At 64.7% G+C, this 10,979-nt stretch carries 11 protein-coding genes and 2 pseudogenes; 2 read left to right on the top strand and 11 right to left on the bottom strand.

All coding sequences use genetic code 11. The features are described from left to right. Positions 1–15: 15 nt before the first annotated feature. The 9 genes from ACYQ7X_RS16860 to ACYQ7X_RS16820 form a co-directional block, all read right to left on the bottom strand. Positions 16–1,401, bottom strand: coding sequence for an acetyl-CoA carboxylase biotin carboxylase subunit (locus ACYQ7X_RS16860; protein WP_459698237.1), 1,386 nt, complete (start codon positions 1,399–1,401; stop codon positions 16–18). Next, positions 1,398–1,643 (bottom strand): acetyl-CoA carboxylase, encoded by a 246-nt coding sequence (locus ACYQ7X_RS16855; protein ID WP_459698236.1) that lies wholly within the window; start codon positions 1,641–1,643, stop codon positions 1,398–1,400. The genes ACYQ7X_RS16860 and ACYQ7X_RS16855 overlap by 4 nt, the downstream gene beginning before the upstream one ends. A 9-nt stretch (positions 1,644–1,652) precedes the next feature. Further along, positions 1,653–2,435 carry a 5-oxoprolinase subunit PxpA gene (locus ACYQ7X_RS16850; protein WP_459698235.1) on the bottom strand — a complete coding sequence of 261 codons (783 nt, stop codon included), beginning with the start codon at positions 2,433–2,435 and terminating at the stop codon, positions 1,653–1,655. Next, positions 2,432–3,424 (bottom strand): CobW family GTP-binding protein, encoded by a 993-nt coding sequence (locus ACYQ7X_RS16845; protein WP_459698234.1) that lies wholly within the window; start codon positions 3,422–3,424, stop codon positions 2,432–2,434. The genes ACYQ7X_RS16850 and ACYQ7X_RS16845 overlap by 4 nt, the downstream gene beginning before the upstream one ends. Next, positions 3,414–3,734: a hypothetical protein gene (locus ACYQ7X_RS16840; protein WP_459698233.1), complete on the bottom strand. Its 321-nt coding sequence runs from the start codon at positions 3,732–3,734 to the stop codon at positions 3,414–3,416. Before ACYQ7X_RS16840 ends, ACYQ7X_RS16845 begins: the two co-directional genes overlap by 11 nt. A 22-nt stretch (positions 3,735–3,756) precedes the next feature. Further along, entirely contained in the window at positions 3,757–4,638 is an 882-nt protein-coding gene (locus ACYQ7X_RS16835) for a polysaccharide deacetylase family protein (protein WP_459698232.1), read from the bottom strand. A 41-nt stretch (positions 4,639–4,679) separates the two neighbouring features. Next, positions 4,680–5,444: an SDR family NAD(P)-dependent oxidoreductase gene (locus ACYQ7X_RS16830; RefSeq protein ID WP_459698231.1), complete on the bottom strand. Its 765-nt coding sequence runs from the start codon at positions 5,442–5,444 to the stop codon at positions 4,680–4,682. After that, on the bottom strand, positions 5,437–6,849 hold the full coding sequence (locus ACYQ7X_RS16825) for an MFS transporter (protein ID WP_459698230.1): 1,413 nt from the start codon (positions 6,847–6,849) through the stop codon (positions 5,437–5,439). The genes ACYQ7X_RS16830 and ACYQ7X_RS16825 overlap by 8 nt, the downstream gene beginning before the upstream one ends. 103 nt (positions 6,850–6,952) lie before the next feature. Beyond that, positions 6,953–7,690: an SDR family NAD(P)-dependent oxidoreductase gene (locus tag ACYQ7X_RS16820; protein ID WP_459698229.1), complete on the bottom strand. Its 738-nt coding sequence runs from the start codon at positions 7,688–7,690 to the stop codon at positions 6,953–6,955. Between the two features lie 357 nt (positions 7,691–8,047). Here ACYQ7X_RS16820 and ACYQ7X_RS16815 point away from each other — a divergent pair, with 357 nt between their 5' ends. Next, positions 8,048–9,055 carry a GntR family transcriptional regulator gene (locus ACYQ7X_RS16815; RefSeq protein WP_459698228.1) on the top strand — a complete coding sequence of 336 codons (1,008 nt, stop codon included), beginning with the start codon at positions 8,048–8,050 and terminating at the stop codon, positions 9,053–9,055. Here ACYQ7X_RS16815 and ACYQ7X_RS16810 read toward each other — a convergent pair. After that, entirely contained in the window at positions 9,052–10,215 is a 1,164-nt protein-coding gene (locus ACYQ7X_RS16810; protein ID WP_459698227.1) for an ABC transporter substrate-binding protein, read from the bottom strand. The genes ACYQ7X_RS16815 and ACYQ7X_RS16810 overlap by 4 nt on opposite strands. Before the next feature lie 205 nt (positions 10,216–10,420). On the opposite strand from ACYQ7X_RS16810, the pseudogene ACYQ7X_RS16805 reads away from it, so the two are divergent. Further along, positions 10,421–10,558: pseudogene (locus tag ACYQ7X_RS16805) on the top strand (IS3 family transposase); the annotation flags it as partial. Positions 10,559–10,775: 217 nt separating this feature from the next. On the opposite strand, the pseudogene ACYQ7X_RS16800 reads toward ACYQ7X_RS16805, so the two are convergent. After that, positions 10,776–10,920: pseudogene (locus ACYQ7X_RS16800) on the bottom strand (helix-turn-helix domain-containing protein); the annotation flags it as partial. Positions 10,921–10,979 lie beyond the last annotated feature (59 nt).

Below are 10,979 nucleotides of genomic sequence, written 5' to 3'. Positions count from 1 at the left end.
AGGTATAGCGGGCGTTCATGCGCGTGCCTCCGTCCGCTGCGCGGTCTCTTGTGGGAAATGTGTTTCGAGCCAGGATTCGAGAAAGCGCGTATGCACGGCACCCGCTTGCACGGCAGGATCGGCGAGAAGGGCCTGGTGCAGAGGGATCGTCGTCGGCAGGCCTTCGATCACCAGGGCGTCAAGCGCGTGCGTAAGTTTGTCGAGACAATCGGCGCGATCATCGCCACGGACGATGAGCTTGCCGAGCAGCGAATCGTAGAAAGGCGGCACCGTGTAGCCCTCATAGAGCATCGAGTCGAAGCGGATGTGCGTAGCTTCGGGCACGACGAGCCGTGTGATCTGCCCAGGCGCCGGCATGAAGCCGCGCCGCGCGTCTTCGGCATTGATGCGGCATTCGATGGCATGGCCCTGGGCGCGCACCGCGTTCTGCCTGATGGAAAGCGGCGCGCCGCCGGCGACGCGGAACATCTCCTGCACGAGATCGAAGCCGGTAATCATCTCCGTCACCGGATGTTCTACCTGAATGCGCGTATTCGCTTCGATGAAGTAATAGTCATGGGTTTGGTCGTCATACAGGTATTCGATGGTGCCGGCCCCGCGATAGCCGACCGAGCGGGCAAGCGCCGCCGCACTCTCGCAGAGCCGCGCCCGCACGGAAGGCGGCAGAGCGCTTGCCGGGGCCTCTTCCCAGACTTTTTGGCGGCGGCGCTGGAGGGAGCATTCGCGCTCGAAGAAATGGACGGTGTTTGATCCGTCTCCAAAAATCTGCACTTCGACGTGTCGGGGCGCGGCCAAAGCCTTTTCGACATAGAGCGCGCCATCGCCGAAGGCGGCCTGCGCCTCGGCACTTGCGATGGGCAGAAGTGCCTCGAGTTCGGCCGCGTCCTGGGCGAGCCGAATGCCCCGCCCACCGCCACCGGCGGCTGCCTTAATCATCAGCGGATAGCCGTGGCGGGCGGCGATCGCCCGCGCTTCATCGATGCTGCCGATCGGCCCATCGCTCCCCGGCACTGTTGGCACGCCGGCGCGCTTGGCGGCGAGGCGTGCCGCGACCTTATCACCTAGCAGACGGATCGTGGCCCCGGTGGGCCCGATGAAGATGAGCCCGGTCGCTTCCACAGCCTCTGCGAAATCCGCGTTCTCGGAGAGGAAGCCGTAGCCAGGATGGATCGCGTCCACGCCCGCCTGGGCGGCAGCGGCGACGATGGCCGCGAGGTTGAGGTAGGATTTTTTGGCTGCCGGCGCCCCGATCTCGATCGCCTCATCGGCTAGGCGCACGGCGAGCATATCCCGATCCGCCGCACTATGGGCCTGCACGGTGCGAATGCCGAGCGTCTGCGCCGCGCGGATGATGCGCACCGCGATCTCGCCGCGATTGGCGATGAGGACGGAGCGGATCATGGGGCGGTGAGTTCGGCGATGACCTGGCCCGCCATCACCGGCTCCTCATTCTCGACAATGAAACTGATGCCGCCGCCGGCGACCGGTGCAGTCACCGGCACGAAGGTCTTCATGACCTCGATGAGGCCGATCGTGTCACCTGGTGCGACCGTTGCGCCATCCGCTTTATAGGGCGGCGCGTCCGGCGCCGATGCGCGGTAGAAGGTCCCTGGAACCGGCGCCAGGATTTCGGCTTTGGGCATGCGGCCTCCTTATGGCTGAGCGTGCAAGAGAGAAGCAGGCGAGGCGATGCGGATGCCGGCGCCGATCAGGGCTTCTCGCATCTGCCGGCCGATTTCGGCAGCACCCAGCGTATCGGAATGGAAGCAGATAGTCTCGAACGCCACATCGATCTCCTGGCCGTCGATACAGCGCACGCGGCCCTCGCGGCAGGCCCGCAGCACCTTGGCTGCGATCGCCGCCGGGTCCGGCCGCCCGACATCGCGGGTGAAGACGATGAGGCCCGAGGAGTCATAGTCCCGATCGGCATAGAATTCACGCGCGATCGGATGGCCAGCCGCTTTCGCCGCCGCCGCCGTCTCAGAGCCTGCGAGGCAGAAGACCGGCGTATCGGGTGCGGCCTTGCGCATATAGTCGATGAACAGGCGCGAGAATTCGGCGTTGCGCGCCAGCTCCATATAGAGCGCGCCATGCGGTTTGACATGGCTGAGCGGCAAGCCCTGGAGGTGCGCGAATTCACGCAAGGCGCCGACTTGATAGACGATATCGGCCAGAAGCTCCGTCGGAGACCCGTCGATACGTCGCCGGCCGAAGCCTTGCAGATCATTGTAGCCCGGATGCGCGCCGACGGCGACGCCGTGGGCCGCGGCCAGCCGCACGGTCCGCTCCATCAGGCTCGGGTCCCCCGCGTGGAAGCCTGCCGCAATATTGGCGGAGCTGATGAGCGGCATGAGGGCTTCGTCGGTGGTATCGCCGAGCCGCCAGCGGCCGAAAGCCTCGCCCATGTCGCAGTTGATGTCGACAACCTGTTTCATGGCGCGTGTTCCATCTTCATGACCATCACGTCAAACGAGCGTCGGAGCAAGGACGTATCCAATCCATCGGTGATGAGAACCACAAAGGAGCAGCCAGGCGCCGCCGCCGTGCCGGCTAGGTGTTCCGGCCGATGCACGAGATGCTGCGCCGATTGCACGAGTACCGGCGTGTCGCTGCCCTCAAGGCTGAGAATCCCCTTCATGCGCAGGACCTGCGCGCCGTGCCGATGGACGAGCAGGCTGAACCAGAGAGCGAAAGCGGCCCAGCCCAGGAGGCGGTCGCTTTCGATCACCGTCGCGGACACATCATTGTGGCGCCGGGGCGGCGTGCGGGATGGCGCCAACCATTGCGCGGCGCGCTCGATCGTCGCCGCACCATCGAGACCAAGGAGCGTGGCAAGCGGCGCTGCACCTGCCACGATCGGCTCGATCCGGGCGAGCGGGTTGAGGGAGGCGAGGGTGGCGATCGTTTCCGCAAGCGCCACAGGTGTTGCGAGATCTTGTTTCGTGACAAGCAGCATGTCGGCCGCCTGCACTTGCTGCAAGCCTTCGGCATAGCGATCGAGCGTCCGGACACCTTGCACGGCATCGACGGTGGTGACGATCTGACCAGGCTTGAAATGATGGCGCAAGGCGAGATCATGAGCGACCGACGCCATCACCGGGATGGGGTCAGCGAGGCCCGTGGTTTCGATCACCACACGGTCAAACGCAGGCAGCGTACCGCGCGCCCGCCGCTCCCACAGATCGAGCAGTGAATCACGCACATCGCCCCGCAGCGTGCAGCAGACGCAGCCGCCGCCGAGCAGCACAGGCTCACCGGCGATGGCATCAACGAGCAGGTGATCGAGCCCGACGGCGCCGAACTCGTTAATGAGGACCGCGGTGTTACGCAGCTCAGGTGTGCCGAGCAGGTGGCGCAGCACCGTCGTCTTGCCGCTGCCGAGAAAGCCCGTCAGCACCGAGACCGCGATGCGCTCATCCCGCATCGTTATCGAGCCGATCAAGGAAGCGGGGATCGAGCGGATCGCAGCGGATTGCCGAAAGCCGATCCGCCTGCGGCCAGAGATCGCCGAAGCCCGCAACCTCGGCGGTCGCCCCCGTGCGGCTTCGCAGGAGATAGCGGCTGCCCTGCCAGTCGCTCAGGCTCAGGCCTGCAGCGCCGAGCAGCCGGTTGGCGGCGGCAAGACGCTGTCTGCGCTCCGCCCGCCGCTGCCAGCTCGGCATCTCCTCCGCTGTGTCGGGCGCCGGATCGCTCCAATGCCCGGCACCCGAGAGGCTTCCGCAGAGACCGCACATCCCGGCCGCTCCCCCGCCCGCATCAGCCCTTGCGGGGATGGCGGCGGAGGAAGTCGTCCGCGATCTCGTCCATAGTCACGAATTTGACGCCCGGATGGCTGATCATATGCGCGTATAGCCGTTCGAGCATCATCAGCACCTGCGGCCGCCCAGCCACATCGGGGTGGATGGTGATGGGGAAAACCGCGTAGTCATACTCGCGATAAACCCAGTCGAACTGATCGCGCCACAGCTCTTCGATATCGCGCGGGTTGACGAAGCCATGGCTGTTCGGCGCCTTCTTGATGAACATCATCGGCGGCAGATCATCGAGGTACCAGCTTGCGGGAATCTCGACGAGGTCGGTTTCCTGCCCGCGCATGAGCGGCTTCATCCAGCTATCCGCCGGCTTCGTATAGTCGATCTTGGTCCAGCTGTCGCCGACGCGCACGTAATAGGGCTCGTAATCCCGGTGCATCAGGCTGTGGTCGTATTTGATGCCCTTCTTGATAAGAAGCTCGTTGCTGACCTTGCTGAACTCCCACCAGGGCGCGACATAGCCGGTGGGCCGCCGGCCGCTAAGCTTGGTGACAAGCTCGATGCATTTGTCGAGCACGGTTTCTTCCTGCTCCGGCGTCATCTCGATCGGGTTTTCGTGGCTATAGCCATGGATGCCGATCTCATGGCCGGCCTCTGCCACCGCCTTCATCTGCTCGGGGAAAGTTTCGATGGAATGGCCGGGGATGAACCAGGTGGTGCGGATGCCGAGCCGCTCGAAAAGCTTGAGGAGGCGCGGGCTGCCGACCTCACCGGCGAAGAGCCCGCGCGAGATGTCATCGGGCGAATCCTCGCCGCCATAGGAGCCGAGCCAACCGGCGACCGCATCGACGTCGATCCCGAAGGAGCAGAAAATCTCTTTTGCCATGTCAAGAATACCTCTCGTTCTGGATGGAGGCGCGGCCGGGGTCAGGCGCGCATCTTCACCGTCAATCCGCCATCGACCACGATCGCTTGGCCGGTCACGTAGGTCGCGTCTGCCGAGGTGAGGAAGGCGATGACGCTCGCCACCTCCTCCGGCCGGCCGACGCGGCCCCAGGGGATATCCCGCCCGGCGCGCTTCAGCCCCTCTGGCCCGAGGGAGTTGACCGGATCGAGCGATTGCGGCGTCTCGATGAGCCCGGGGATGATGGCGTTGACCCGCACGCCGCGCGGCCCGAGTTCGACCGCGAGGCTGCGCACCAAGCCGAGCACGCCCGCCTTGGCGGCGGCGTAATGCGCATGCTCCTCCCAGCCATAGACGCCGCCGGCGATGGAGGAGATCGCAACCATCGCACTGCCTTCGCCGATGCGCCTGGCGCCCGCGCGCAGCGTGCGGAGGACGCCTGTGAGATCGACCTCCATAAGATCCGCCCAGCGCTCATCCGAAAGATCGGCGATCGGCGCTTGGCGGAGGATACCGGCATTGGCGATCATATAGTCGAGCCGGCCAAATTCCTGCACCGCCCGCTCGGCAAATGCTTCGACGGAAGCGGCCTGCCGCACGTCCAGCTCCTGGATGACCGCCCGGCCACCCGCCGCCTGCACGAGCTTCAGTGTCTCCTCCGGGTCATGCGGATCGCCCGGGAAGGTGCCGATGACGCTCGGCACCCCGCGCGCTGCGTAGCAGGCAGCAAGCGCCCGCCCGATGCCGCTCGCGGCCCCGGTGATGGCGGCAACGCGCTGCTCAGACATGAGCATCGCCGAGCGCGGTCTCACCGCCCAACTCTTCCTGCGCGACCTCTTGCGGGCGCCGCGTGAAGAGCATGAGCAGGCCCGAGACGAAGATGCCGCCGGCGCCGACCCAAAGGGCGGCCGGGCCCGTGCCGAAGGAGGCAGCGATCATAGTGAAGATCGCGCCGCCGATGATGATGCCGGGCTGGCTCATCGCGCCGATGAAGGTCACACCTGTTGCGCGGCAGCTCACCGGATAGCATTCGGCCATGAAATACTGGATCGCCGCATAGGGTCCGACGAGGAAGAAGAGACCGCCCGCATAGGTGAGCGTAATGAGCGTCGGGTTGGTGATGACCGGGCTGAGCATCAGCGCGAAGAAGAGGCTCGAGATGATCCAGCCGATCATGATGGTGTGCTTGCGGCCGATCTTGTCGCCTAGCCAGCCGTGGAAGACATAGCCGAAATAAGCGATGAGGTTGATGATGATGAGCATCCAGAAGGCTTCGGAGAGATGCACGCCTTTGGCGTTCTTGAGCACCGAACTGCCGAGGATGCTGAAGCTCATGATGCCGAAGAAGTTGACAATCCAGGCGAGCGAAAAGGCGATCGTATTGCCGCGGAGATGCGGCTCCCAGATGCGGCGGAGGGGGGCGGCGGAGGAATGCTCGATACCATAGGCCGCGGCCAGGGCATGCGCGCCTTGGGCGTTGCCGGCGCGCTCAAGCTCGCTGAGGCGCTGATGCACCTGGAATTGCGGTGTCTCCTTGATATTCCGAGAGATGACCCAGACCAGGATGGCAGCCGGGACGGTCGCAAGGAGATAAAGAACGCGCCAGCCGACGGCTTCGAGCAGCACGAGGGACAGCGCGCTCGCCAGCATGAAGCCGAGCGGCCAGCCGCCCTGAATCCAGGCGTAGTAATAGCCAGGGCGCTTCCGCTTCCGCGCGTCTTCGGTGACCTGATAGACCTCGTTGATATAGGTCGCGTTGACCGCCTGTTCGGAAAAGCCGAGGCCACCGAAGGAGCGGACCACGACGATGAGCCCGGCGCTCAGCGCCGAGAGGCCAGCCGGGATGGCGGCCGTGAGTGCCGATACGATCGCCGTGCCGCCGACCGTCAACATCATGCCCTGGCGACGGCCGAGCCTGTCGATGATCGGGCCGAGGCCGAAGGCGACGATCGCTGAGCCCACCGAAATCCAAGTATTGACAGCGTAGGAGGTGGCGGGCGTCCAGCCGAAGGATTCCTGCATCGCCGGCAGCAGGGTGCCGAGCAACCCGTAATCGAAGACCGCGATGGTCCAGGCAAGCAGCGCGATGATCGTGACGATATCGGTCTGTCGTTTGCTGAAGCTTGGGAAGCGACGACGTTCGCCGGGCCGAGGTGGTGATAGATCAATGTCCTGCTTTCTTGAAGCGCTCATATCCTGATCCCTAATGTCACTAGCATGGTCGAGAAGCCATGGCCTGGCGTCGCTCCTTGAAGGAGTCTCTCTCTTGTTTTGGTGGCCGCGACGGGCGGCGGCGTCAAATCATCACGTCGCCGCCGTTTGGGTTGAGCGTCGCGCCGATGTAGTAGCCGCCGGCGTCGGAGGCGAGGAGGATGGCGGTCGGCACAATCTCGCTCACCTCCGCTGCCCGCCCGATGGGTAGTTCGGCGAGCTTGCGCCTGCGCCAGGCTTCCGGGATCGCCTGCCACAGCGCGGTATCGACCGGGCCGGGGCAGATGGCGTTGACCGCTATGCCCCGCGCCGCGACCTCATAAGCGAGCGAGCGGGTAAAGCCGATGACGCCTGCCTTGGCTGCCGCGTAATGCGCCATCTCTGGCGCGCCCTTCTGCGCGAGCTGGGAGGCGATATTGATGATGCGGCCCGAGCCCTGCGCCAGCATCCGCGGCAGTGCGGCCTGCGTGCAGAGGAAGACGCTGCGGAGATTGACCGCGATCATCCGGTCCCACATCGCGAGCGGCATCTCGGCGACCGGCGAACTCGTATCGATCCCCGCATTGTTGACAAGGACATCCAGTCCACCAAGGACAGACAACGCGGCTTCGAAGGCGTTTTGTACCTGTTCGGCGTCTGAGACATCGGCCGAGAGGGCGATCGCGCCATCGCCGATGGAGGCCGCGACCCGTTCGGCCGCGGTACGATCGAGATCGAGCACGCCGACCCGCGCACCCTCGGCCGCGAAGCCCCGTGCGATCGCTTCCCCGATGCCGCGTCCGGCGCCGGTCACCAGGCAGCGCCGCCCCTGCAACTGGCCCATACCTGACTCCCACATCATCTGTCGGGAGAAAGCTAAGAGGGAATGATGCTTGTATGCAATCGGAATCTTGGTGTCCTGTGAATTTTCTACAAGCAGAACATAGAGGCGACGGCTGTCGCACCTTCCGTCCCTTGTACAAAGGGGAGACTTCGATCGTCGGTCTCCACGGGCGTGCGTATGCGACCGCGGCAGCGTCGGGGTTGAGCGCGATCTGGATGCGGAATGGCTTGGGGGTGGTGTACAATCGTCGATTGGGGAGCCTGGTTGGTGCGGGCCCGCCTGATCGTGCTAAACGACGCGACTGGTCGAGGCGCGTGCACGGCCGCGGAGGAACGTCAGCATGCGAGGCTGGCCCAGATGATACGTAACCGCCCGCCCGAACCGGGCCTGCGGCGCTATGCTGCGGTCGAGGCCATCCTCGCCGCCAATATTGCCTGCGGCCGCCTTGCCCCCGGTTTCGTGCTGCTCGAGGGGCCGGTGGCCGAGGCGCTTCGCACCACACGCCCGCCGGTGCAGCGCGCGCTGCGCAATCTGGCCGACCGAGGGGTTGTGCAGCGGTTCAACGGCCGCGGCTACCTCGTAGGCGCGGGGCCCGCGCTCCACCCTCTGCGCACCGATATCCGCACGATCGCGCTTGAATTCCCGGCAGAGGCAGAAGAGGCGCTCGCTAGCCGGTCCTCGGCCGAGCGGATATTCGAGCATATCGAACGGGATGTGGCCGGCTGCATCGTCTTCGGCCAGTACAGGATCGTCGAGGCGGCGCTCGCCGAGTATTTCAGCGTGAGTCGCACCGTGGCACGGGATGTGCTCGGCCGGCTCGAGGAGCGCGGGCTCGTCCGCCGCAACCAAAGCTCCCATTGGCTGGCCGGCCCGCTCACCGCGCAGGCAATCCGTGAACATTTCGCCGTGCGCCGTCTCCTGGAACCGCGAGCGCTCGTCAGCGCGGCCCCGACGATCGATCGGGACGAGCTTGCGGAGCTTCTGCAACGGCTCATGGATCAGGAGCGCAACCTTGACACCGCGGAGGGGGTGGAGCGGGACGATCTGGAACTGCAGCTCGTCGAGATCTGCATGCGCGGAAACCCCAATCAGCGTCTGAACACGCTGATCCGGGAAAACCTTCTACCGGTTGCCGCGGCCGAGCGGTTGCTTCGGCAGCTCGGCCTGCCCGAGGATACGGCCCGCATCACGGAGCAGCGGCTCGTCGCCGAGTTGCTGTTGCAGGGCGCGATTGAGGCGGCGGCCGCAATGTTCGATCGCCACCTCGACGCTGCGATGCACCGGCGGATTGCGCAGATCAAGATCGTCGCGGTCCTGCCGGCACCGCATACCCTGCCGCATTATCTCACGGCTGTGGAGGATTAGGCGGCGATCCGTTGCCCAGAGGTCAGGCGAGCCCAGAGGCGGGCTAGGTAGTTATGCTCATCCATCGTTGTGTTCCAGATCGCAACCGAGCCGAAGCGCTGCCAGTAGGAGCCGCCGCTGCGGATTGCGCCGGGTGAGATGATTGGCGAGCCATCGGGCGCGGGCAGCGTCTCGCTCGCGGCCACGCCTTCATACCAATAGCGCCACTCGGCGGGGCTGAGATGCTCCTTCACCGGGTCAAGCACGGACATGTAGTAGCCCTGGCGTGCCACCACGGCACCAGCATAGCCCGAAAGCCACCAATTGAGATAGTCGTAGGCGACATCGCGCATGTAACCCGACAGGCGGCTTGAGAGGCAGAGGCCGCCGTGCCAGGCGCGGTAACCCTCCCGCGGCACCGCTTGCACCACCGGAATGCCGCGCCGCTGCAGATTGGTGATGGCGGGAGACCAGGCGCTTTGTATCCAGGCATCACCCTCGCTCATCCAATCGGCGGCTTCGAGCGCCGTCCGCCAGAAACCAAGGAAATGGCCGGCATCGCGCTTGCGGGAAAGGATGCCGATCAGCTGATCGATCGCACCGACGCTAAGCTGCCCTGCTGAATGAGGTTCCATCTCCCCACTCGCCTCAGCCGCAAGCAGCGCGTCGAAGACTCCGATTGCAGGCTCGTCCACGAGGGCGACGTGACCGCTCCAGGCTGGGTCGAAGAGCGCTGCCCAGGTGTCAGTCGTTGCTTCCCCAACGCGATCGCTCCGATAGACGAAACTATCAACATTATGCACCGTCGGCAGCATTGAGATCCAGCGGGAGGGGCGACTGCCGAGCGAGCCGTCCGCTTGCGCGTAAAGGCGGGTCACTGGTGCATCGCCGGCGCCGATCGTCGCATGCGGTGCGATGCGACCGGTCTTGGTAAGGTTGCTCACCTGATCCCATAGCTTGATGCGCAAGGTGTCGATTGGCTGGATAGCGCGCCAATACCAGACGATATCGAGATTATGAAAGCATTGGTCATAGACGTCGTAGGACGCAGGTTGTGTCGCTGCCCGGCGCTGCGCGCTCAGAAAGTCAAGACAATCGAACTCGATCTTGATCCCCAAATCCGCGGCGGCGCGTGTTTGAATCTCAGGGATCGCAGTGATTTCGGTGCCGAGTACGCGCAATGTAGGACGACAACCAGAGAGGATACTGGGACTCTTCGAGGCTTCGGGCGTGTTTGGTCGAGGCATGTTGACGGACAGCTCACGAAAACTCGGATTACAGCTCACTATAGAGACGTCAGCGTGCACCTACAACTGGGTTGAACCGCCCCGGGTTTTGGACCGCGCCGGGTTTCGCGGAGGCTCCAACTTTGAAGTAGGATGAGCCATGGCGAGCAAATCGACGAAGAAATTCAGCCCTGAGGTGCGTGCCCGGGCGGTGCGTATGGTGTGGAACCATGAGGGCGAGCCCCCTCCCGGTGGGCGGCGGCGCCGTTGATCGCCGAGAAGATCGGTTGTTCAACGCACGCGCTGATGGACTGGGTGAAGCGTGCGGATGTTGAGGCGGGCCGAGCGGCTGATGCTTGCCGCCGGACATGGCGGGGCGAATGAAGGCCCTGGAACGCGAGAACCGGGAACTGCGCCAGGCTAATGAGATCCTGCGCAAGGCCTGGGCTTATGTTACGGCGGCGGAGCTCGACCGCCCATTCAAGCGATGATCACCTTCATCGACAATCACTGCGGCCTCGCTCCCGCTCCAATGTCCGCCAACGGCTGATGCTTGCCGCGCTGGCACCGAAGCGCGCGGCAGCCTCGCGATGGCTGGGCACCAGCCGAAACAGCAGCGAGAACACGAACCCTAAGATCGACCGACAAGGCGTTCGACATACCCGCCGGCCTCCACATCCAGGCAGGAGGGCTTCCGCTCTGGCCATCCGCTATGAGCA

It is taken from the genome of Acidisoma sp. C75, assembly GCF_054665095.1.
This window is presented reverse-complemented; position numbering and strand designations above follow the sequence as displayed.